This is a genomic window from Streptomyces sp. NPDC058701 (assembly GCF_042715295.1).
Taxonomy (GTDB): Bacteria; Actinomycetota; Actinomycetes; order Streptomycetales; family Streptomycetaceae; genus Streptomyces.
The window spans coordinates 37788-61288 of sequence record NZ_JBHXSY010000007.1 but is presented as its reverse complement, the minus strand read 5'-3'; the positions used below and the strand labels follow the sequence as shown (position 1 = coordinate 61288).

Genomic DNA, 23501 nt, shown 5'->3' with positions numbered 1-23501 from the left:
TTCATGGATCCAGTGAGACGTTCCGTCACGGCCGTCGCGGCGGCCTGCGCAGCCGCCGTGCTCCTCGCCACCGGGCCGGCCGGGCCCGCCGGCGCGGCCGGCCCACCGGACCGGACCCGGGTGGAGGTACCGGGGCCGGAACGGGGCGGCGACGCCGGGTCGGGCCTCGTCGACGTGCCGGCGGGCGGCCGGGCGAAGGCCGCGGGCGGGCTCTCCGCCGCCGAGCGGGCCGCCGACGGCGATGTCGCCAAGATGATCGACAACGGGTCCACGGCCGACCGGCTCGACGTCGTCGTCGTCGGCGACGGCTACACCGCGTCCGAACTGGCGAAGTTCCACACGGACGCGCGGGAGAAGTGGGCCGAGGTGACGGCCGTCGAGCCGTACACCACCTACCGCAACCTCTTCAACGTGTGGACGGTCGACGCGGTCTCCCGGGAGTCGGGCGTCTCGGGGGACCCGGATCCGGCCACCGTCCGCGACACCGCCCTCGGCTCGTACTTCTGGTGCGAGGAGATCGAGCGCCTGCTCTGCATCGACCAGCCCAAGGTCGACGCGTACGTGGCGAAGGCACCGGCCGCGGACCTCGTGATCGTCCTCGCCAACAGCGCCAAGTACGGCGGGGCGGGCTACAACGAGCCCAGCGAGACCCTGGGCTACGAGGGCATATCCACCGCCTCGGCGGACCACGCCAAGTCCGGCCAGGTCGCCATCCACGAGACCGGCCACTCATTGGGCAAACTCGCCGACGAATACTTCTACCCGGGGGTCCCGGACTACGAGAAGTACACCGGTCCCGAGCCGGCCGACTCCAACTCCACCACCCTGCCCGCCGACCGGCTGGCCGCGCAGCGCGCCAAGTGGTACCGCTGGCTCGGCGAGGAGTCACCCGACGGCGGCACGGTCGGGGCGTACGAGGGCGGCGGCTACTTCGCCACCGGGCTCTACCGGCCCACCGACAACTCCCTCATGCGGGTCCTCGGCAAGCCGTTCAACCTGCCCGGGGTCGAAGCGATGATCGGCGGCTTCTACCAGCACGCGCGGATCGTCACTCCGCTCACCCCCACCGACCGCACCCTGCGCGTCCGCCACACCGCGAAGGCGGCCGTGCCCCGGCTGGCCGGCGCGGACGGCCGGCAGCTCGACGTGCGCTGGTACCTCGACGGCAGGGAACTGACCCGCTTCGCGGGCCGCACCGAGGTCCGCGTGGCGGAGCTGCGGCTGCTCGACCCGCGCACGCACCGGCTGTCGGTCACGGCACAGGACCGGACCCCCTCGGTCCGGGACCCGAAGGTCGCCCGCACCCTGAAGTCCACCGTGCAGTGGAACGTCCGGCTCTGAGGTGGCCCCGAACCCCACGCGAAGGCCGCTGCTGCCGGGGCCCCGAACGGTCCCGGCAGCGGCCTTCGCACGCGGTCGTCAGACGCGGCGCCAGCGCGCCATCGCCCAGGAGAACACGCCGAACAGCACGAGCCCCAGGGCGACCACCACGAGCAGCCACGGGCCCGCAGGCGTCTGGGTCAGGGAACGCAGGGTGTCGTCGATGCCCTTCGCCTCCGCGGGGTCGAAGCGCACCGCCGCGTACACGACGAATCCGCCGGCCGCCGCGAAGACGACGCCGCGGGCGATCCCGCCGGCGACGCCGAGGACCTCGACCGCCTTGCGGCCCCCCGGAGACACCCCGTCCATCGCGAGGTGCTTGCGGAAGGTGCGCCGCGCCGCCTGGACGGCGATCACGACGCCGGCGACGCCGATCGCCAGACCGACCGCGCCCACCCACCAGGGACCACCCGGCAGCTCCATCGCCTTCGACGTCATGTCCCGCGACTGCTGGTCGCCGGACGCGCCGCCGGCGCCGGCCGCGAACGACAGCACCGAGAACGCGACGACACCGTAGAACACGGCCCGCGCGGCCGACGTCAGCCGCTTCGACGCCTTGCCCCCGTCGGGGCCGGCCGCGCCGAACACCGCCTCCGAGAGCCGCCACAGCATCATGCACACGATGCCGATCCCGACGGACCACACGAGGAAACCACCGAACGGCTTCGCCGCGAGCTCCTGCAGCGCGCCCTGCCGGTCAGCCTCCTGGCCGCCCTCACCGAACGCGATGCGGACGGCCAGGACGCCGACGAGTACGTAGAGCACTCCGCGCGCCGTGAGCCCGATCCGGGCCGCGACGTTGCGGCCCGTGCCGCCCCGGGACGCGGTCCGGACGCCTTCTCTCGCCACTCCGTCCACCATGACGCTCAGACCTCGCCGCGCCAGGAGCCGGTCTCGACCCCTCGCGCCTCGATGAAGTGCTTGAAGCGCTTCAGGTCACCGGATATCTGCCGCTGGACGAAGCCGAGCTTGTCGGCGGCGTTCTCCGCGAGACCGTCCGGGACCCAGTTCATGTGCAGCTCGATCCGCGTGGTGGTGGCGTCCACCGGCTCGAAGGTGACCAGTCCCGCCTGGCGGGCCTCACCGTCCACGGTCATCCACGCGATGCGCCGGTCCGGGAGCTGCTCGGTGATCCTGGCGTCGAACTCACGCTCCACGCCGTTCACCTTCGTCACCCAGTGAGTGAGCGCGTCACCGCGCTGCTCGATCCGCTCGACGCCCTCCATGAAGGCGGGGAACTCCTCGAACTGCGTCCACTGGTTGTACGCCGTACGCAGGGGGACGTTCACCTCGACGTGTTCCTCGACGTGCGACATCGTGAATCCTTCCCTCGTGGTCGGTGCCTCCGCGGCCGCGACGGCGGGGCCGCCCGCCGGATGCTTCGACCGCGCGGCTACCCGGACGCGATTGCTCCATGCGCCCGGGATCGGTGGGAAGGAACGGCGCCCTACAACGCGTCCATGCCGCGGTCGTCCATCCGGCTCTCCTGCTCGCTCTGCTCCTGGAGGCGGCGGGCCTTGTCGCGCAGCCGCCGCCGCTCGTCCGCGTCGGTGGACCGCTCGGCGGCCTCGTTCAGCTCCTGCGCCTTGGCCCGCAACTGCCCGGACCGTCCGCGGGGCTCGCCTGCATCGCTCATGATCGCTCCTAGAACCGTGGGGAGAGCGGGCGGAATCAGAGAAGCAGGGCGGCCGCCCGCGCGCATCTCGAACCGTCACCCAGCGTCATGCCCCGGGTCGGGATCCGCTGCCGATGAGGTGGTGAGGGTGAACAGGGCGCCGTCCGGGTCACGCAGCGCGACCCACCGCTCCGTGGCGTCGGAGGTGACGGCGGAGACGGTACGACCGCCCAGCGCCACGGCCGCCTCGACCGCCGGACGGAGCCGCGGCACGCGGAAGTGCACGTGCCAGCGGGGCCGGGTGTGCGGGGTGTAGGCCGCCGCCTCGACCGGGCCGCTGTTGAGGCGGGCCACGGGCTCGCCGGCCTGCCGCAGGACCACCTGCTCCTCCTCGTACGAGACCTCGCAGCATCCGGACCGGCCGGTGGCCCACTCCAGCACCGCGCCGTAGAACATCGCCGCGTCGAAGGCGTTGCGCGTACGGAGCTCCAGCCAGGCGGGTGCCGGGCCCCGGCCCACGCGCCAGTCGGAGGAGACGGCGCCCTCCCAGATTCCGAAGACCGCGCCCTCCGGGTCGGCGACGAGTGCCGCCCGGCCTCCGGACTCGAAGGAGACCGGGCCGACCGCGATGGTGCCGGTGCGCTCGCGGATGCGGTCCACGGCCACGTCGGCGTCGTCGACGGCGAAGTACGGGGTCCACGCCACCGCCACCCCCAGGTCGGCCGCGAGCGCGCCGATGCCCGCCACCGGAACCCCGTCCAGCTCGGCGACGGAGAAGGCCGTGCCGAGGCGGGCGTGCCGGAAGGTCCAGCCCGCGACCGCGCCGTAGAAGCGCTGGGAGGTGCCGAGGTCGCGGGCCATCAGACTCACCCAGCACGGAGCCCCGAAGACCTCCTTCGTAGAAAGCTTCACGGCTCGCTCCGTCCCTCGTGGCCCCGGAACCATTCTGGTCCTTTTCGGGACGGTCTTCACGGTCAGTTCCGGATCCGGTCGGTCACCGCCGGTCACCGCCGCGCCGGGTGCGCTCTCCCCGCCCCCGAAGTCCGCTTCCCCACCCCTGAGCAGCGGCTCAGACCACCGTCACCGGGTGGCGCACGACCGCGTCGAACAGGTAGCCCTGCGTGTTGTGGGCCGCCGTCGCGGGCTGCGACCGCCCGGCGGCGTCCGTGGCCCGCGCCAGCAGCGCGGCCGGACCCGTGGCCCGCGGCGTCCACGGCAGCGACCAGCGCACCCAGCCCCCGCGGCGCGGTGCGTCGTGCAGCCGGGCCCGCTGCCAGCGCGCGCCCCCGTCGGTGCTCACGTCCACCCGGTGCACCGGCGCCGCGCCCGACCAGGAACGGCCGGTCAGCAGCCGCGTACGGTGCACGGGGAGGGTCGCGCCCGCCTCCAGTTCGAAGGCGCTCTTGAGGGTTTGCCGGGTCAGCGGCGCACTGCCCTGCGGAGGCTGACCGGGCCCGAACAACCGGTACAGGTCCGTGTTCCACGGCGAGTACAGCGGCTCGGCGCTCACCTCGACGTCCCCGACCCACTTGATCGAGGAGATCCCGATCCAGCTCGGAACGACCACCCGGACCGGCCCGCCGTGGTCGGGTGGCAGCGGCTCGCCGTTCATCTCGTACGCCAGAATCACGTCGTCCAGGGCCTTCGACACCGGCAGCGGACGCCGCACCCGCCCCAGGTTCACCCCGTTCGTGACCACCTCGTCGTCCAGCCCGCGGGGGAGCACGTCGACGGCCGCGCGGGTCACGCCCGCCCGCCGCAGCACGTCGGAGAGCCGGGCGCCGCGCCAGCGGGCCACCCCGATCGCGCCCAGGGTCCAGGCCGTACCCGTCACCTGCTGGCCTTGCTGCGTGGCGTAGAAGCTCCGCCCGTTGCCCGCGCACTCCACGAACAGCGTCCGCTCGACCGCCGGCAGCGACCGCAGCCGGTCGTAGGAGAACTCCACCGGGCCGCCGGACAGCGCGTCGCCCCACACGCTCAGCCGCCAGCCGGACGCCTCGATCCGCGGGGTCGAGGTGTGGTTCCGTACGAAGAACCGGTCGACGGGAGTCAGCGGCCCGGTACCGCGCAGGGAGGCGAAGTTCGTCTCCGCGTTGGTTCCCCGGACGGTGAACAGCTCGGGCGGCAGCGGCTTGACGATGCCGGGCGGGGTGGCGACAGCGGCGCCGGAGCGGGCCGGGGAACCGGCGGCCGCGGCGGTCCCCTCCGCGGCGGCTCCGGCGCTGCCGGCCGCGCCCAGGCCCAGGGAGCCCGCGGCGGCCCCCGCCGCGAAGAGCCTGAGCAGGTCGCGGCGGTCCACCCCGGCGGAGCGGGCGCGGCCGCGCGCCCACTGCCGCAGGCGTGCACGGTCGTACTGGCTCTCGTCCGACAGGTCGAGGGGCATGGCTGGACACTCCTTGGTCGATTCCCGACGGACCGTAGAAGCCCACCCCCACCTGCGGGAACCTCCCCGCCGCGATGGCCACGAACCTGCAACACGGCCGCAATGCCGGACCCGATTACCGCTGCGCAGCGGCGTTCGGCAGGATGGGCCGCATGACCGAGATCCTGACCCCCCGCCTCATCCTCCGCCGCTGGCACGACGACGACCTCATCCCCCTGTCGGAGATCAACGGGGACGCGGAGGTGATGCGGTGGATCGGGGACGGTTCGGTCCGTGACCTGGACGAGACCGCCGAGGACCTGGAGCGCATGGAGGAGGAGTGGGACGAGGAGGGCTTCGGGCTGTTCGCCGTGGAACTGCTCGGCTCCGGCGAGCTGATCGGCGTCGTCGGCCTCTCGGTGCCCGAGTACCTGCCCGAGGTCATGCCCGCCGTCGAGATCACCTGGCGCCTCGGCCGCCAGTACTGGGGCCAGGGCTACGCCTCCGAGGCCGCCCACGCCACCCTGGAGTTCGCCCTCCAGGACCGCGGCCTGGACCGGGTCGTGGCGATCAACCGGGCCGGCAACGACGAGTCCGAGAACGTCATCCGCAAGCTCGGCATGGTGGCCGAGCGCGACACCACCCACCCGGCGTACGGGCACCTGCTGCAGGTGCACGGGATCGACCTCACCGAGTACGAGGCCTGAGCCCGGGCGCCCGGCGGTGCCCGGCGGTCCGGCCGGTGCCCTGCGGTGCGCGGCCGGTGCGCGCCCGGTGCCCTGCGGGACGGCAGGCCGGGCACATCCACCGATCGGACGACCCCGGGGTCGTCCGGTCCGCCCCCGGGCCGCGGCCGCCGGGCGGACCGGACGGCGCCCGCCGCGGGACCACCATGGACCGGGGGAGAGGAAGGGCGCAGGCGGCCCTCCCGCCCCGGAGCCGAGAGGAACACCATGAACCCGCACGACCGACCGCTCCTCGACGCCGCCCGGCGCGGCGACCCCGACGCGGTCGCCGCGGCGCTCGCCGGGGGCGCCGACGTCGAGGCCCGCGACGACGAGCTGCGCACCCCCCTGCTGCTCGCCGCGCTCGGCGACCACACGGACGCGGCCGCCCTGCTCCTGTCGGCCGGCGCCGACCCCAACGCCGCGGACTCCCGAGCCGACAGCCCGTGGCTGGTCACCGGGGTCACCGGCAGCGTCCGCATGATGCGCCTGATGCTGCCGGCCGGCCCCGACCTGAAGCAGCCCAACCGGTTCGGCGGGATCTCCCTCATCCCGGCGGCCGAACGCGGGCACACCGCGTACGTGCGGGCCGTGCTGGAGGAGACCGCCATCGACGTCGACCACGTCAACCGGCTCGGCTGGACCGCCCTGCTGGAGGCCGTGATCCTCGGCGACGGAGGCCCGCGCCACGAGGAGGTCGTCGCCCTGCTGCTCGCGGCGGGCGCCGACCCCGCCCGGGGCGACCACGACGGGACCACCCCGTACGAGCACGCCGTGCGCCGAGGCTTCGACGGCATGGCCCGCCTGGTGCGGGCCGCGGCGGAGGACCGGGGGACCGGCCGGTGAACCCCCGCGCACGAGGTTCCCGTACGGCGCTCGCGGCGCTCGCCGCCGCCCTGTTGCTCGGCGCCTGCGCCGGACCGGGGGAAGCCGCCCCCGGCTCCCCCGACCCGGCGCCGTCCGCGTCCGCCCCGCTGCCGGCCGCCGCGGCGACGCCCGCGGGCACGCTCCTGACCGCCGACTTCGGAGCCGACACCGTCACCTTCGTGGACCCGGCGCGCGGCGCCGTGGCCTCCGTACCCGTCGGCACGGCCCCGTACGGGCTGGCCGTCGGCGCCGACGGCCGCGCCTGGGTGGCCACGGCCGAGGGCGTCGCCGTCGTCGACACCCGAACCCGCGAACGGTCGGCCCGCGTCCCCTACCGCACGGACACCGGCCCGGCCGCCGACGGCGAGTACCGCGGCGGGGGCATGGGCATCGCGCTCTCGCCCGACGGCACGCGCGCCTACGTCGGGGTCAACGTGCCCGGCACCACGGGCGTGCTGGAGGTGGTCGACACGGCCACGCGCGAGGTCACCGCCGTGGTCTCGGTGGGACGGCGCCCCTTCGACGTGGACGTGTCGCCCGACGGCTCCGAGGTGTACGCGACCGGCCACGACTCCTTCGACGTCACCGTCGTCCCGGCCGGCTCGCTGCGTCCGCGCCGGATCGAGGTCGCCCCGTACGGCACCGAGGGCGGACTCGGTTCCTGGCTCAAGCCCCACTACGCGGCCGTCCGGCCGTCCGACGGGAAGCTGCTGCTCCCCTTCGAGGGCGAGCGGCTCGCGGTGGTCGACCCGCACACCGGGCGCACCACCGTCGAGCCGATGACCGCCGACACCCACCAGCACGGTGCCACGGCCACGCCCGACGGCCGGCTCCTGGTGGTGGGCACCGGGGCGGTGGAGCCCGGCGACGGTGAGGGCCCGTCGCTGACGGTGCGCGCCGCGGACGGGACGGAGCGGGTGTTCCCGCTCGACGGCCCGCACGAGGACGTGGCCGTCTCCCGGGACGGCCGCACCGCCTACGTCACCGGTGGGTTCACCCGCGGCGGGTACTGGAACGGCATCACGGTCGTCGACCTGGACTCGGGCGCCACCCGCCGCGTGACCGCCGGGGACCGGCCGCTGGGCGTCGCCGTGCTGTGAGCGGGGCCCGGGTGTCCCTCCCCTCCCGGAAGGCCGGCGGGGCAGCCGGTCCGCCCGCCCGCCTCCCGCTCGGTGAAGCCGGTGAGGCCGTGCCCGGTGATCGCGGCCAGGGGGGCCGTGACACCGACTCCGCCCCGGCGCACCGTCAGACGGGTCCGGTCCCCGGGGCCTGTGCCCCGCCGCCCGCCCGGACCGCGGCGAGGGCGGCCGCGTGCAGTCCGGCGGGGTCGCCGTGGTGGGGGAGCGGGCTGCCGGTCAGCGTGTACCACTCGTCCGCGTCGGTGTACTGGATGTCGAACCGGACCAGGCCCCCGTCCTGTTCCGTCGTGCGCAGGGTGAGCGGGCCGGTGATGACGCCCACCTCGTCCGTCATCGCGCCGCCGGGACCGGCCTTCGCCTCGTCCTGCCACCGGCGGGGCGAGGGCGTCGCGCCGCTCATGAGGCGCAGGTGTCCAGCATCGTGGTGAGCATCTTCTTCTCCGGTTCGGTGACGGTCAGTTCGTAGGTGGACTTCACGGTGGTCCAGGCCCGGCCGTACTGGCACCAGCTCGCCTTGTCCGGCGGCTGCCACAGGTCCGGGCTCTGGTCGCCCTTCGACCGGTTGGAGGCCGCCGTCACGGCCACCAGCTGGGGGTGGGTCAGATCGTTGGCGAAGGCCTTGCGCCGGGCGGCGTCCCAGCCGGCGGCGCCCGAGCGCCACCCCTCGGCCAGCGGCACCACGTGGTCGATGTCCATCTTCCCGGCGTCGGTGACGACCACCGCGTCGTACAGGCTCTTCCACCTGCCGGACACGGCCTTGCACTCGCCGTCCTGCCTGACGTCGGCGCCGTCGCGCTTGAGGACGGTCTCGCGGGTGTCGCACTTGTTCCCCTGCTGGGACCAGTGCGTGAACCTGTCCCGGCTGTACCCCGCCATCGTGCCCACCGGCGCGACCTTCAGCGCGGCCAGTTGCGTACGGGCCACGGCCACGGTGACCAGGCCCGGCAGGACGTCGCCGCCCGCCGGTTCGCCGCCGCCGCCCGGCTTCCCGGGGTCCGCCGGTTGGCCCCCGTCCGCCGACGGGGAAGCCGCCGTCCCGTCCGAGGAGGGCGGCTTCCCGTCGGGGCCCGTCCCCACCGGCCCGGAACACCCCGCCGCGGCCAGCAGCAGCCCCGCGGCCAGCACCGCACCCGGCACGCGTATCTGACGAACCATGACCCCACCCCAAACCCGACTCCGCGTCAATGTCCCCGGGAGCCTACCCAGAACCGGACATTCAACCGGACCGCGACCCTCCGGAGGGTGTTGTCAGTGGCCCTCGCTAGTCTCCCGGCATACCGCAGCTCAGGGGGGTCCCACCCCCCTGCACGAAGCTGCGCGGAACCGGGCGGGACACGCGGGAGAGGTGCGGACGGATGGCATGGCTGGCAGCGGGCGAGGGGTACGAAATCGCCCTGGTGGAGGGGCGGGTGGCGGCGCGGTCGACCGGCGGCCGCGCGAGCGGGAGGCAGCTGAAGACACTGCCCAAGGCCTTGAAGGACCATCCCGAGGTGGACCGGCTGCGCCGGCTCGCCGAATGGCTCGACCGGCACGAGGCGTCCTGCGTCGCCCAGGTCGACGCCTGGATGGTGTCCTCACTGCCGGTGCCGACCGCGCTGATCGCCCGGGTCTGGCCCGACGAGGCCTGGCAGCGCGCCCTGCGCGACCTGGCCGTCGTCGGAGAGGACCCGGAAGAGGCGGGCTTCCTGCGCGACGCCACCGCCACCGGTGAGCTGAAGGTGGTCAACCTCGACGGCGAGACGGTCCGCCTCTCCCCGCGCACGGTGACCCTGCCGCACCCGGTGCTGCTGCCCGACCTGGAAGACGTACGGGAATTCGCGGCCGAACTGGGCATCGAGCAGCGGGTCGAACAGATCCACCGGGCCACCTGGAACAAGCCCGGGGGACTCGCGGAGAACGCGACCGAGGTCCGCGACTACGCGGGCGGCGTCTTCGCCACCCGCTTCGGCCTCGCGGCCCGCGCCACGGGCCTCGGCTACCGGGTCTCCGGCGGATACGCGACCTGCAAGGTCCGTGACGCGGGCCGCGGCCGCGCCGTCGAGGCGGCCGTGTGGATCGGCGAGCCCTACTACGAGGACGAGACGAGCACCGGCGGCCTGAACTGGCACGACGAGGAAGGCCGGGCCGTACGCCTGGCGGAGGTCGGACCGGTCGCCTGGTCCGAGGGCATGAGGATGGCCGCGGCGCTGTACGCCGGGCGCAAGATCGAGGAGGGCGGGGACGCGTGAACGACCACCAGACGCACACGGACGGAACGGACGCCGCGGGCGCGACCGGCGCCACCGGGCCTGCGGGCGGCAACGCCGCCAACGGAACCGCGGCCGGCGAGGACGCCGCACTGCTGCTCGCGGCGGGTGCCGTGCTGCCGCCCGGCACCACCGGCGGCGGCCCCACCGCCGTCGAACTGACCGCACGCTCCTACCGGCACCCCGCCCTCGGCGACGACCGCGTCGTCGTCCGGCTCGCCGCCGCCGAACTCGGCGCCGCCGAGGACCTGGCCGCCGGGTTCCTGGGACTCGTACGCGACGGAGACGAGCCGCCCGTCGTCGGCCTCGGCCGGCGCCAGGCCCTCGGCTTCCCCGAGTGGGTCCTCGTGCACCACCCCGAGGACGGGTACCACGCCCTCGCCGTCGTCCCCGAACTGGACCGCCTCGCCCGCCAGGCGAAGACCAAGCCCAAGGCGGCCCTCGACGCCTGCCACGAACTCGCCGGCCGGCTCGCCGCGTCCGTCCCGCACTTCCTCCCCGTCTTCTACGAACAGGCCGCCCGCACCTTCCTCGCCGTCGAGAACGCCACCTACGCCTCCCAGCTGTTCGGCCGCGCCCGCACCGCCGAGGCCCAGCACGGCCTCGACGTCGACGAGGACCGCCTCGACGCCGTCTTCCTCGAATTCGCCCTGGCCGGCGCCCTGCCGGTGAAGGTGCTCACCGGCTACGGCAAGGACCTGACCGCCCGCGTCACCCCCGCCGAAGCCCACGCACGCTTCCGCCGCCTGTGCGTGCGCCGGACCGCCGGCGGGCTGCCGCCGTCCGCCCAGGCCGCCACCGAACTGCGCCGCCTGGCCCGCGCCGCCGGCCTGACGGGCACCGAGCCCGAGCAGGACTACCTCGCCGAACTGCTGCCGCTGCCCGCCACCCTGCGCGCCGCGACCGGCTGGTGGAAGGCCCACCGGACCGCCCTCGTCGCGCTGGCCCGGCGCGTTCCCGCCGTACGCGGCACCCTCCTCGGACTGACACCGCCCGGCGGCGGCGACAGCACCGAGCTCACCGCCCTGTGGCTCGGCATCCTGGAGGAGTCCGGCGCCACCGCCGGCCTGATCTCCGAGGACCTGCCCGCGGACCAGCGCTGCGCCGACGGCGCCGCCGGCTGGCTGGAACGCTTCCACGCCGCCCGCCACGCCGGCTGGGGCCTCCACCCCACGCTCCCGGCGCTGCTCACCCTCGCCGAGCGGTGCGCCCCGGCACTGCGCACCGAGCTCGCCCGCCCCGGCCGCGAGGCCGGACTGCGCATAGGCGTCCAGGACGCCGACCTCCTCGACCTCCTGCTCACCCTCGGCCTCCCCGTCGCCGACCCGGACGAGACCGACCGGCGACACCGCCACGACCAACTGGGCCTCCGCGACTGGGCCCGCGCCGACCGGCGCCGCGACCTGCTCGCCATCGCCGCCGACGCACGCTTCCACCCGGCGTTCGACCGGGCGCTGAACGCCCTCGGCGACGCCACCAGCGGCGCCGACGTCATCCAGGCCGTCGCCGCCTCGCCCGGCGGCCGCCCGCTGCTCACCCGATGGGTGCGCACCGTCGCCGCGGACTCCACCGCGGCCGGCCTGCCAGGAGTCCCCGACGCCATCCAGCGCCTGACCTGGCTGCCCGCCGAAGCCCTCGCACTGGCCCCCGCGGAAGTCGCCGCGGCCGCCGCCACCGACCTCGCCGAGACCCTCGCCCGCACCCTGCGCGGCGGCCTCTTCGAGGAACTGCAATGGGCCTCCTGGGAGAGCACCCTCGCCGAACTCACGCCGGACCGCCGCACGTCCGACCTGACCGTGGTCGAGGCCTGGCCCCACCTGATCGTCGCCAACCAGACACAGGTCCGCGTCATCGACGCCGACTCCACCGTCCTCACCCACGACCTGCGCGTGCCCACGGGCTCCGCACACCGCCTCGGATTCCACTACGTCGACGGCGAACTGCTCGTCTTCTGGTCCTCCTGGGGCGCCGGCCAGATCCAGGGCTACTGGCACACCTCGCCCGCCACCGTCATCACCCTGCAGACCGACCGGAACCACTGGTCCCTGCGGTCCGACCACATCAGCCTGCCCCTGCCGGGCGGCGGCCGCGCCACCGGAGCCGGAGTCCTGCACGCCGGCGACACCCGGCTGCCCGAGGAGAAGCCGCTGCTCGGCGACGGCACCTCGTACTGGGTCTGGCGCTCCCGCGATCAGCACCACGACGGCGGCTGGACCGAGTACGACCCCACGGGCCCCGCCTACGGCCGCAACTCCATGCCCGCCTTCCTCACCGACGCGCTGCACGGCCACCCGGACACCGCCACCCTGCCCGGGCACGGCTCCTGGCTGCGCCCCGCGCCCGAGGTCACCGGCTCGGTGCTCGGCGCCCCGGCCGGAGGGCTCCTCGGCTGGCGCGCGGTACGCCTCCAGGGCGGCGGCTGGCACGGCAGCGACACCGCCGGCCGTTCCGTCACCGTCCCCGAGGGCCACGACGCGCCCGTGGCCGCGGTCACCTTCCCCGGCGACGACCGGCCGCGCGCCCTGTCCCACCACTGGCGCGAGCTCAGCCTCACCGACCCGGACGGCGTGGTCACCGCCACCTCGCGCGGGGACCACGGGCACGCAGCCTTCGCGACCGGCAGCGTCGAACTCCCGCCGCTGTCCCACTGGTACGCCCTGCGCCCGCGCGACCCCGAGGGTTCGGCCGCCCTGCGCGCGGCCGACCGGGAGACCGTCGCCGCCCTCCTCAAGGCGGCCGCCGCGGCCGAACTGGTCACCGACCTGCCCGGCCTGGTGAGCGCGGCCCTGCCACAGGTCACCGCACCCAAGCTGATCGGCGGCATCGTCGAGGTGCTCCGGTTCACCCTCATCCAGCAGAAGGCCCTGGACACCGTCGCCGCCCGGCTCACCGCGGACGGCGAAGCCACCGGGGACGCCGCACGCGGCCCCGCCGACGCCCTGATCGGCGAGGCGGTGAGCGGGCTCGTCGCCCGCGGCTACCAGCACTGGGGCAAGGACAACGACTCCGCGCACCGGCTGCTGCACGAACTCGCCGCCGCCGGTGCGCGGACCGACGAGGCCGCGGTCCCCGGCCGGCTCCACTTCGACGCACCGGCGCTCCCGCAGTCCGGGCTCGCGTGGACCGGGCTGCTGGACCAGCCCGCCGCCGTCGCCTACCGCGCCGTCGCGCCCGGCGCCGGTGACGAGCACAGGGCGGCCCTCACCGGGCTGCTCACCGCCGTCGACGCGCTCGGCCTGGACTCGGCCGAAGGCTCCGCCGGCCGGTGGCGCCGGGTCCTGCTGCACCTGGACCGGCGCCACCTGGAAACCCCCGACGGCATCGGCCGCAACCTCTACCTGCGCACCGTCCTCGCCCTGGGCGGCGGCGCCGCGCTCGCCCTGACCGAGCACTCCGAGTCCGTCCCCGACGGACACGAGTTCGGCGCCCTCTTCCACGACCCGACCGGCCGGTTCGAGGTCCCCGGCCCCTACACCGCGCGCGCGGACGCCCCGCTCGGCGACCGGCGGCGCGGCCCCGGCTGGCTGTCCGCGTTCCTCACCGCGGCCGCCGCGCACGGCCCGGCACCCTTCCGGCCCGAAGCCGCGGAGGAGTTCAGCCGCCTCACCGGAGTCTCCGGCGCGCTCGCGCGGCTCGTCGTCGCGGGCATGCCGCACCTGGAGGGCTGGGAGCGCAACTTCCTGCCCACGGAGCTGCGTACGGCCCTCGGGCTCAAGGCCGCCGACGCCGCGACCGCCCGCGACGAGCTCAGGAACCTCGACCTCGACCTGCGGCGGGCCGTGGTCGCCGCCCTGCTGCCCGCCGATCCGGCCCGGCTGTGGAGCGAGGGCCCGGACGCGGCCGCCGCCGCGGAGGTGTGGAACGCGCGGGTGGGCCGGCGCACACCCGTACCGGACTGGCTGGCCACCGAGGCCGCGCGCGCCGTGTCCGGCGGGTGGCCCGCACACCGTGCGCTGCCGGCCCTGCTCGACCCCTCGGCCTCGCGGGAACTGAGCGTCGACGTCGCGTGGACCGTCCGGGGCGACCACGTGGAACCCCGCGAACCGGCCACCGACCCGTTCACCTCCGCGGTCCTGTGCGCGACCGTGGCCATGGCGGCCTGGCTCGCGCACCGGCTGCCCGCGGGCGATCCCGTACGGGCCGTGCTGCCGCCCGTGCTGACCGCCGTACGGCAGCGGCTCACCGCCCCCGACCTGCTGCTCAGCTTCTGGACCTACACCAGCCTCGCCGACTTCCGGTCGGCGGCGGGCACCCCCACCGAGACCGCCGGGGACCACGAGCGCTACGGAGCCGTCCTGCTGCCCACCGCCGACGGCCGGCCCAAGCCCGCGCTGCGGACGTCCCTGCTGGACTCCACGGGCTCCGACCCGTACCTGCCGATGCTGCGCGACACCGACCAGCACCCCTCGGGCCTCGAGGTGGCGCTGCGGGCGGTGCATGACCCGCGCTTCGCCGCGCTGCTCGCCGACCCGGGGACGCCGGCGGCGGGGACCACCGACGCGGACGGCACGTGGTGGCCGCAGGACGCGAGCCGCTCGGTGCCGGAGCTGGTGGCGGAGGTCTCCGCCGCCCACGGCCTCGGTGCCGACGCGGCCGCCCTGTACCTGGCGCTGCTGGCCATGCCCGATCCCACCGACCGCAACACGGCGCGCTGGACGGGCTGGAAGCCGGCCCGTCTCAAGGGGGCCCGCGCGGAACTGGCCGCCACCGACCTGGTGGTGACGGCCAACCGCAGCCGGGCGGGGCGCACGCTGTTCCTGCCGGGCGGGTGGAGCGAGCAGTCCTCACCGGTGTTGCCGCTGGAGCAGTGGAAGCTTCCGCTGTACGGGCTGGCGCCGGGCGGCAGGCCGGCGCTGGGCGCACTGGTCCCGGGAGAACCGGCCGCGGAACTGTACCGGCGGGCCTGGGCACGGGTCCGGGAGGGGGACGGCCCGCGCTTCGAGCAGCTCCAGGTCAAGCGGACCCGCAAGCGCCGCGGCTGACGGACTCCGGCGGCCTGTTGGGGCCGCCGGGTCTGGCGGGGCCGCCGGTCCTGGCCGGTCTGGCGGTCCTGGCGGGGCCGCCGGTCCTGGCGGGTCTGGCGGTCCTGATGGGGCGGCAGGACGGTCGGCCGGGCCTTGACGGTCCGGTCCCGTCGTCGGTCGGTCCTGGCGTCGGTCGGTCCTGGGAGGCGGCCGGGCCCGGCTGGGGGTTGCGCCCTGCTGTCAGCCGGGGCGGGGCCGGCTCCGGCAAACGTTCCGGGGCGGCCCGGCCGGCCCTCGGGTCGCCCGGGTGGCGCTCCCGGTTCCGACCGGTCGTGGTGTTCACACCGCGACCGCACGGGCCCGGCGGGGTCCGAGCGGAGGGGCGTACGACCCGGTCGCCCGGCGGCCCGGCCCGGCCGGCGGCCTGCCTCGGCCACCGGGCGGACTCTGGGCCGACCAGGCCGGTATCGGTTCCGCCGCCTGACCTGCCTCACCTGCCTGACCTGCCTGACCTGCCTGACCCCCTGTCCCCCTGACCCGCCTGGCCGCCTGTCCCATCCGAACCACTGGATCGTCCGTACCGTCCGCACCGACCGACCGTCCACCCTGCCCGACGCCCCGACGCCCCGACGCCCCGACGCCCCGACGCCCCGACGCCCCATCGGCGACCGCCTGCCCCGCCACGCTCCGTTGGCGGTACGGCACCACCCACCACACGGGCCGTCACCATCCCACCCCCCCAGCCATCCACCGGAGGACCACCCCGATGACCCTTACCGAACAGCCCGCCCCCGAGACCACCGCCCGCCAGGTACGTCCGGCGGAGGAGCGGTACGCGGCCGAGCTCGCCTTCCTCGCCGCCCAGGACCCCGGCCCCCGCCCGCCCGGCTGGGCCCTGACCCCGCGCGCCGTCGTCACCTTCGTCTGCGGCAGCGACGGCGCCGAACTCGCCCTGCCCGAGCGCCGCGACGGGCTGCCCGCGCGCATGGCCGTCGCCCCCAAGTTCGTCGGCGAACGCTCCCTCGTGGAGCGTTGCGTCGTCACCCTCGCCGGCGAGCGCGGACTGCTGCTCACCGGCGAACCCGGCACCGCCAAGTCGATGCTGTCCGAACTGCTGGCCGCCGCCGTCAGCGGTACCAGCGCCCTCACCGTCCAGGGGACCGCCGGCACCACCGAGGACGCCTTCCGCTACGGCTGGAACTACGCGCTGCTGCTCGCCCAGGGCCCCACCGCGAAGGCCCTCGTGGACTCCCCGGTGCTCTCCGCGATGCGGACGGGCCGGGTCGTCCGGGTCGAGGAGATCACCCGGTGCCTGCCCGAGGTGCAGGACGCGCTGGTGTCGATCCTGTCCGACCGCCGGGTCAGCGTGCCCGAACTGACCGCCACCCAGGATGCGGTGGTCTCCGCCGCCCCCGGTTTCACCGTCATCGCCACCGCCAACCTCCGTGACCGCGGTGTCTCCGAGATGTCCGCCGCGCTCAAGCGACGCTTCAACTTCGAGACCGTCGCCCCGATCGCGGACGCGGACGCGGAGGCCACGCTGATCCGCCGCCAGGCGGTCGCCGCCGTCCAGCGGGCGGGCGCCGCGTTCGGCGTCGACGACGCCGTCCTCGACGCGCTCGTCACCGTCTTCCGGGACCTCAGGTCGGGGCGTTCCGCCGAGGGCTGGGACGTGGAGCGCCCCGGTACGGTCATGTCCACCGCGGAGGCCGTGCAGGTGGCCGCGTCGCTCGGGGTCGCCGCCGCGTACCTTCCGGGCGGGGACGTGCTGGACCTGCTGCCGGGGCATCTGCTGGGCGTCGTGCGGAAGGACGACCCGGCCGACCACGCGCGGCTGCTGGGGTACTGGGACGGCCCGGTGCGCCGCCGCGCCGAGGACGGTTCGGCGATGTGGCGCCGCCTGTGGGACCTGCGCGGGAGCCTGTGATGACGTCCACCGACCCGCGTACCGACCCGCGTACCGACCCGCGTGACGCGCTCGCCGCGCTGGCGGCGTCCCGCGCGCCGTACCTGTTGGGGGTGCGCCACCACAGCCCGGCGCTGGCCGCGGTGGTCCCGGACCTGCTGGATGCCTCGGGCGCGGACGTGGTCTGCGTGGAACTGCCGACGGAGTTCCAGCCCTGGCTGGAGCACCTGGCCGATCCGGAGACGGTGGCCCCGGTCGCCCTGGCGGGCACGGGGGAGGACGGCCGTCTGGCGTTCTACCCGTTCGCGGACTTCTCCCCCGAACTGGCCGCCATCCGCTGGGCGCGCGACCGCGGTGCGGAGGTGCTGTGCTGCGACCTCCCGCTGTCGTCCCGGGCCTGGGCCGGTACCCCGGCGGACGCCGACCGGCCCGGGGCGCCGGAGCCCGCCCTCGACGGGCCCCCGGAGTCCGCACCGGTTCCCCGGGCCGCCGAGACGGAGCCGGACTCGCTCGCTCCGGGGCCCGCCGTCGGCGACCGGGGTGCGGGTCGCTCGTACGCGGACGGCCTGACCGCTGCCGGGACGGGCCGCACCGGCGAGGACATGTGGGACCGCGCCGTCGAGGTGCTCGCCCCGGGATGCTCCCCGGAGGCCGTACGCCGGGCCGCGCTCGGCGTCGGCTGGGCCCTGCGCGAGGACGCGGCCGTCCCGGCCACGGACCTGGCGCGCGAGGCCCACATGCGCGAGGTGATCGCCACGGCGGCGACCGGCGGCCGTACGGTGGCCGCCGTGATCGGCGCCTTCCACGCCCCGGCCCTCCTGCCCCCCACCAACGCCCCCGCGCCCCGGAACACCGCCACCGCAGGCGCGGCCCCCGCTCCCGGCCCGGTGGCGCCCACCGGCTCCGCACGCCACGAGCCCACCGGCGTCGCGCCCGGGGCGGAGTCGCCCGCCGCGGCCTCCGACTCCGCGCGCTCCGCGCCCGGCGGCGGGACGCCCACCGCGGCCGCCTCGGCCGCCGGTACCGCCTCGGCCGCCGGTACCGGCATGGCCGCAGGTACCGCCCCGGCATCCGGTTCCGGCACGGCCGCAGGCTCAGGCAGCGCCACCAGCCCGGTGACGCCCGCAGCCGCAGCCGCAGCCGCAGCCGCAGCCCCCGCCGCCGGACTCGGCCCGGCGCCGGCCGCCGGGCCCGCCGGGCCCGTCAGTACCGCGTGCCGTGGGCCTGTCGGCGCGGCGCCCGCCGGAACCGTCTCCGCCTCCGGCGCCGATGCCGTTCCCGCCCCGGCGGCGTTCGCCGAGGGCACCGGCTCCGCCCGCCCCGCCCCCGTCGCGGACACCGCCCCCGCCCGACGTACCAGCAGCGCCGACGGGACCGGCATCGCGGCCGGCACCGCCGGCGTCTCCGGGCCGGCGCCGTTCGCGGCAGCCGCCGGCATCGTGCCCGCCCGGGGTACCGGTACCGGGCCCGGCCCGGGTGCCGGTGGCGCGGCGGCCGGGGGCCTCCGCGTCGTGAGCGGGGCAGCGGGGGTCGTTGCCGGGTCCGGGGGTGGCGCCGTCACCTCGCTCGTTCCGTACTCCTTCGACCTGCTCGACTCCCGCTCCGGGTACCCGGCCGGCATCCGCGACCCCCTCTGGCAGCAGGCCGTCCTGCACGCCGCCGGCGACCCCGTACGGGTCCGGGAGGCGGCCTCCGTCGCCGTCACCCGGCTCTGCCGCGAGCTGCGCCGCGCACGGCACACCGCCGGGACCGGCGAGGCCGCCGAAGCGCTGCGGCTCGCCTGCGACCTCGCCGTCCTGCGCGGACTCCCCGCGCCGGGCCGCGGCGAACTCATCGAGGCCGTCACCACCGTCCTCGGCCAGGGCGAGCCCCTCGGCCGCGGCCGGGCCCTGGCGCGGGCCCTCGAGGCCGTGCTCGTCGGCACCTCCCGCGGCCGGATCACCCCGCACGCGCCCCGCTCCGGTCTCGGCCCCTCGGTCGAGGCCGAGCTGGCGGAGCTGCGGCTCCCGGGCCCCGACGACCCCGCCCCCCGCGAGCTCCGCCTCGACCCGCTCCGCTCGCCCCTCGACGGCCGCCGCGAGGTGCTGCTGCAACGCCTCGCCGTCTGCGGCGCCTCGTACGGGGAACCGGTCGCCGTCGCCGCCACGGGTGATGGTTCCGCCCTCGGAACCAAGTGGCGCCTGGCCTGGACCCCGTCCGTCCCGGCGCGGCTCGACCTCGCCGGGGTGCGCGGTGTCACCGCCGCCCAGGCGGCCGCCGGGACCCTGCGCGACACCGCCCGCCGCGCCGCCGCCGACGGCGGCCCGACCCCGGCCGGGATCCTCGCCGGGCTGGCCGCCGCCGCACGCTGCGACCTGCCCGAACTGGTCGGCGTACGACTCCACGAGGCGGCCTCCGTCCTGCCGCAGACCGCCACGCTGCCCGAACTCCTCGACGCCCTCGACCTCCTGGAGGCTCTGCACCGCGGCCACCTCCCCGGCACCGGCGCGGAGACCCGCGCCACCGCCGCCGCGCTCACCGGTGACCTGCTCGAAGCCGCCGTACGCTCCCTGCCCGGCCTCGCCGGGAGCGACGACCCCGCCGACGCGGCCGCCCTGGTCGCGCTCGCGGACCGGGCCGCCGCGCTCCACCTCGGCCTGCGCACCGACGCCGCCCTCGCGGACCTGGCCCGGGACGCGTCGCCGCTGATGCAGGGCGCCGCCCTGGCCGTCCGGGTCCTCCTCGACCTCGACCCCGCCGCGGACCTCGGCGACCGGGCCGCCGGGTGGATCGACGGTGCGGCCGGCCCCGACGGCCGGCGGGCCCTGACCCGCCGCCTCGGCGGGCTCCTGACCGCCGCCGGACCGCTGCTCCAGGCGTCCCCGGCCGCCCTCGGGCCGCTCCTGGACCGGGTGGAACACCTCGCCGATCCGGCCTTCCTGGACCGCCTTCCCGCCCTGCGGGGCGGCTTCGACGCGCTCTCGCCCGCCGCCCGGGACCGGCTGCTGGCCACCGTCACCGAGCGTCTCGGCGACCGCGTCGACCTCGCGCTCGACGCCCCGCCCGCCCTCCTCGCCCTGTGGGCCGCCGCCGACGCCGCCGGCCTCGCCGCGCTGAAGGCGCTCCCGGCCCCGGGGCCCGCCGCTCCGGCCCCCGCCAACGGTCCCGAGCCCGCCCCGGCCCGCCGGCCCCCGGCCCCCGAGGCGCCGCACGAGGCCGGACCCCGCGTACCCGGCGCGTCCGACGACCGGCGGATCGCCCCCGCCGACCGCTGGCGCCTGCTCCTCGGACGCGAGCGCGACCGGCTCCCCGCGGGGGCCCGCCGCTACGCCCGCGCGCTGGACGAGCTGTACGGCGCCGGACGCGGCGAGGGCGCCGCCGACCTCGACGGCGGCAGCGGCGCGGGCCGGGGCGGCGGCAGCGAGGCGTCCTTCCCCACAGCCCGGGAATGGTCGGGCGAACTGGAATCGCTCTTCGGCGCCGACGTGCGGGAGGAAGTGCTCGCGCGGGCGGCCGAAACGGGTCGCACCGACGTACTCGCCCACCTGGACCCGGCGAGCGTGCGGCCCTCGGTGGAACTGCTGAGCTCCGTACTGTCCCTCGCAGGCGGCCTGCCGGAGGCCCAGCTCGCCCGGCTGCGCCCCCTCGTGCGGCGGCTCGTCGAGGAACTCGCCGGGGAACTCGCCACCCGGCTGCGCCCCGCGCTGTCCGGTCTGTCCACCCCGCGGCCCACCCGCCGCCCCGGCGGCCGCCTCGACCTCGCCCGCACCCTGCGCGCCAACCTCGCGCACACCCGCAGGCGTCCGGACGGCGGCGTGGTCGTCGTCCCCGAACACCCCGTCTTCGCCACCCGCGCCGGCCGGGAGGCCGACTGGCGGCTGATCCTCGTCGTCGACGTCTCCGGCTCCATGGAGGCCTCGGTCGTCTGGTCCGCCCTCACCGCGGCCGTACTCGGCGGAGTGCCGACCCTGTCCACCCACTTCCTCGCCTTCTCCACCCAGGTCGTGGACCTCACCGACCGGGTCGAGGACCCGCTGTCGCTGCTGCTGGAGGTCCGGGTCGGCGGCGGTACGCACATCGCCGCCGGACTCGCCCACGCCCGCTCCCTGATCACCGTGCCGAGCCGCACCCTCGTGGTCGTGGTCAGCGACTTCGAGGAGGGGGCGCCGATCGGCGGCCTCCTCGGTGAGGTCCGGGCCCTCGCCGCCTCCGGAGCCCACCTGCTGGGCTGCGCGGCGCTCGACGACGCGGGCACGCCCCGGTACTCGGTCCCGGTGGCGGGCCAACTCGTCGCGGCGGGGATGCCCGTGGCCGCACTCAGCCCCCTCGCCCTCGCCCGCTGGGTGGGCGAACGACTCCGTGGAGAACCCCGTTGAGCAGCGCAGACACCCTCCTGCCGGCCGTCGCCCCCGAAGTGCTGGCCGAGGCGGTCGAGAACCTCACGGCCCGGCTGCGCAAGAAGCTGGACGCCGCCACCGCGAGCTGCGCCGCCGCAGCCGTCCGCGCGCCGGACGGCAGCGTCGCCGTCCGCTTCGGGGAGGACGCCGTCGTCACCCTGCGGCCCGGGCCCGAGGGGACGGTCACGCGCGCCGAACAGGCCGTGTGCGGCTGCCTGCTGGCGCCCCGCTGCCTCCACCGGGCCGCCGTCCTGGGCGCGGCCCCGCTCGCCGACACGCCGCCGGCCGAGACCGTGCCGGCCGATCCGCCGCCCGCCGACGCCCCGCTCCCGGCGCCCGGGGCCCCCGCCGGGGAACCGGCACCGACGTCGCCGCCCGACGCCGCGGCGCCCCGGGCGCTGACCGGCGCCCGGACCGCGGCCGCCCGCGCGCTCTGGGAGGCCGCCGCCGAGGCCCTGGCCGCGGGGGCCACCGCCGGCGGCGCCGTGGTGCAGGCCGAACTCCTCCGCGCGGCACACACCGCCCGCCTCGCCGCACTGCCGCGCGCCGAGGCGGCCGCCCTGCGGGTCGTACGGGGCCTGCGCGCCGCCCGCGAGCGGCAGGCCTCCCAGCGGCTCGGCGACCTGACGGAGGCCTTCCGGGAACTCCTGTACACCACGGCCCTGCTGGCCTCCGGATCCACCGACCCGGCGCTGACCGGCACGTCCCGCCGCGCCTACGCACCGGGCGGCAGCCTCCGCGTGTACGGCCTGTGCCGCGAGCCGGTGCTGTCCGCCACCGGCTACGGGGGAGTGGTCACCCACCTCCTGGCCCCCGACGGCGCCCGTTACTCGGTCGCCGACGTACGCCCCGGGGGCCTGGCCCGGGCCCGCGGCGCGGGCTCCGCCTCCGTGGCCCTGGGCGGAGCCGCCCTCGACCACGCCGGACTGGCCCGCGGGGGTCTGCGCATCGCCGGTGCCACGGTCTCCCCGGAGGGCAGACTCGGAGCCGGACGGGCGGTCAAGGCCACCCCGCTGCCCGGCACGCCCTGGAGCGAGGGGCCCGCCGCCGCCCTCTTCGCCCGCCCGGCGGCCGAGGCCGTCGCCGACGGCCTGGCCGACCCGGACGGCGCCGAACCCGCCCTGCTCGGCTGCGACGTGGCCGTCGTCGGCGCCGCCGGGGAACACCTCCTGGTCCGCGAGGCCCGGCCGGACGGGCCCCTGCTCCGGCTGCGCGCCGCGCACCCCCACCCGGAGCTCCCGCACGCGGACAACCTGCGCCGCCTCGCCGGGCGCCCGGGACTGCGGATCCGGGTCCTGGGCCGCCCCGACCTGGACCGGGCCGCCACCCTGCGGCCCCTCGCCGTGGGACCCGTACCCGGCGCCGACCACACCCTGCGGCTGCCCGAGGAATGGCTCGGCCGCGCCGACCTCGGCTACGACCGCCTCCAGGGGCACCACCTCCCGCAGGCGGGCCACGCCCCGGACGCCGCCCCGGCCCCCGCCCCGGCGGGCCCGGACCCGCTGGCCGACTCCCCGCTGTGGCGCGTACGCCGCCTGCTGGAAGCCGGCGTCGCGGGAGGCCGCCGCGCCGTGGCGGAGTCCGCCCGGGGCGAGGACCACCGCTCGGGATACGGGCCGCTGCGCCGGGCCGGTTTCACCGCGGCGGCGGACTGCGCCGCGGCGCTGGCCGCCGAGGCCGACCGACGGCCCCGCGACGTCTTCGGCCGCCTCGGCGACCCCTCCGCCGAGGGCTACGCCCGGGCCTGGCTGGCGGCCGCCGCCCACCTGTCGGCGGCGGAGCGCAGCCTGGTCGCCGCCTCCTGGGCGTCAGCGGCCCTCACCTGACGGCGGGGCCGTCCGGGCCGGGGCCCGCGGCGCCGCCGAGCCGGGCCCGGAGCACGGCGAGATCGGGGCTCGGCCAGTCCGGCAGGGGCGCGGGC

General features: G+C 76.7%; 16 protein-coding genes. 9 read left to right on the top strand and 7 right to left on the bottom strand.

Going from position 1 to position 23501, the window contains the following annotated elements; translation table 11 throughout:
• Positions 1–12: 12 nt before the first annotated feature.
• The gene (locus tag ACFWW8_RS09580) at positions 13–1341 is read left to right on the top strand and encodes a M64 family metallopeptidase (protein ID WP_386525906.1); all 1329 of its coding nucleotides are present in this window, start codon (positions 13–15) and stop codon (positions 1339–1341) included.
• 78 nt (positions 1342–1419) lie between these two features.
• Here the strand turns inward: ACFWW8_RS09580 and ACFWW8_RS09575 are convergent, their stop codons facing one another.
• From ACFWW8_RS09575 to ACFWW8_RS09555, 5 genes are all read right to left on the bottom strand, one after another.
• On the bottom strand, positions 1420–2241 hold the full coding sequence (locus ACFWW8_RS09575; protein WP_386525903.1) for a DUF1206 domain-containing protein: 822 nt from the start codon (positions 2239–2241) through the stop codon (positions 1420–1422).
• Between the two features lie 5 nt (positions 2242–2246).
• The gene (locus ACFWW8_RS09570) at positions 2247–2696 is read right to left on the bottom strand and encodes an SRPBCC family protein (RefSeq protein ID WP_386525901.1); all 450 of its coding nucleotides are present in this window, start codon (positions 2694–2696) and stop codon (positions 2247–2249) included.
• Positions 2697–2827: 131 nt separating this feature from the next.
• The gene (locus ACFWW8_RS09565; protein ID WP_386525898.1) at positions 2828–3016 is read right to left on the bottom strand and encodes a DUF6381 family protein; all 189 of its coding nucleotides are present in this window, start codon (positions 3014–3016) and stop codon (positions 2828–2830) included.
• A 75-nt stretch (positions 3017–3091) separates the two neighbouring features.
• On the bottom strand, positions 3092–3856 hold the full coding sequence (locus ACFWW8_RS09560; RefSeq protein ID WP_386526420.1) for a VOC family protein: 765 nt from the start codon (positions 3854–3856) through the stop codon (positions 3092–3094).
• Between the two features lie 208 nt (positions 3857–4064).
• Positions 4065–5378 (bottom strand): sulfite oxidase, encoded by a 1314-nt coding sequence (locus ACFWW8_RS09555; RefSeq protein WP_386525895.1) that lies wholly within the window; start codon positions 5376–5378, stop codon positions 4065–4067.
• A gap of 152 nt (positions 5379–5530) precedes the next feature.
• Between ACFWW8_RS09555 and ACFWW8_RS09550 the strand changes: the two genes are divergently transcribed.
• From ACFWW8_RS09550 to ACFWW8_RS09540, 3 genes are all read left to right on the top strand, one after another.
• The gene (locus ACFWW8_RS09550) at positions 5531–6064 is read left to right on the top strand and encodes a GNAT family N-acetyltransferase (RefSeq protein ID WP_386525894.1); all 534 of its coding nucleotides are present in this window, start codon (positions 5531–5533) and stop codon (positions 6062–6064) included.
• A gap of 246 nt (positions 6065–6310) precedes the next feature.
• Positions 6311–6928, top strand: coding sequence for an ankyrin repeat domain-containing protein (locus ACFWW8_RS09545; protein WP_386525891.1), 618 nt, complete (start codon positions 6311–6313; stop codon positions 6926–6928).
• Positions 6925–8049, top strand: coding sequence for a hypothetical protein (locus ACFWW8_RS09540; protein WP_386525889.1), 1125 nt, complete (start codon positions 6925–6927; stop codon positions 8047–8049). The genes ACFWW8_RS09545 and ACFWW8_RS09540 overlap by 4 nt, the downstream gene beginning before the upstream one ends.
• A 145-nt stretch (positions 8050–8194) precedes the next feature.
• Here the strand turns inward: ACFWW8_RS09540 and ACFWW8_RS09535 are convergent, their stop codons facing one another.
• Complete coding sequence (locus tag ACFWW8_RS09535) at positions 8195–8488, bottom strand: hypothetical protein (RefSeq protein ID WP_386525886.1); 294 nt, start codon at positions 8486–8488, stop codon at positions 8195–8197.
• Positions 8485–9243: an HNH endonuclease family protein gene (locus tag ACFWW8_RS09530; protein WP_386525883.1), complete on the bottom strand. Its 759-nt coding sequence runs from the start codon at positions 9241–9243 to the stop codon at positions 8485–8487. The genes ACFWW8_RS09535 and ACFWW8_RS09530 overlap by 4 nt, the downstream gene beginning before the upstream one ends.
• Before the next feature lie 200 nt (positions 9244–9443).
• Between ACFWW8_RS09530 and ACFWW8_RS09525 the strand changes: the two genes are divergently transcribed.
• From ACFWW8_RS09525 to ACFWW8_RS09505, 5 genes are all read left to right on the top strand, one after another.
• The gene (locus ACFWW8_RS09525; protein ID WP_386525880.1) at positions 9444–10316 is read left to right on the top strand and encodes a DUF4132 domain-containing protein; all 873 of its coding nucleotides are present in this window, start codon (positions 9444–9446) and stop codon (positions 10314–10316) included.
• A gap of 131 nt (positions 10317–10447) precedes the next feature.
• Positions 10448–15316 (top strand): DNA-binding protein, encoded by a 4869-nt coding sequence (locus tag ACFWW8_RS09520; RefSeq protein WP_386526417.1) that lies wholly within the window; start codon positions 10448–10450, stop codon positions 15314–15316.
• Between the two features lie 748 nt (positions 15317–16064).
• Positions 16065–17225, top strand: a complete 1161-nt coding sequence (locus ACFWW8_RS09515; protein WP_386525878.1) for an AAA family ATPase — start codon at positions 16065–16067, stop codon at positions 17223–17225.
• Positions 17225–21559 carry a DUF5682 family protein gene (locus ACFWW8_RS09510; protein ID WP_386525875.1) on the top strand — a complete coding sequence of 1445 codons (4335 nt, stop codon included), beginning with the start codon at positions 17225–17227 and terminating at the stop codon, positions 21557–21559. Before ACFWW8_RS09515 ends, ACFWW8_RS09510 begins: the two co-directional genes overlap by 1 nt.
• Positions 21556–23406, top strand: a complete 1851-nt coding sequence (locus ACFWW8_RS09505) for a hypothetical protein (RefSeq protein ID WP_386525872.1) — start codon at positions 21556–21558, stop codon at positions 23404–23406. The genes ACFWW8_RS09510 and ACFWW8_RS09505 overlap by 4 nt, the downstream gene beginning before the upstream one ends.
• Positions 23407–23501: the final 95 nt, after the last annotated feature.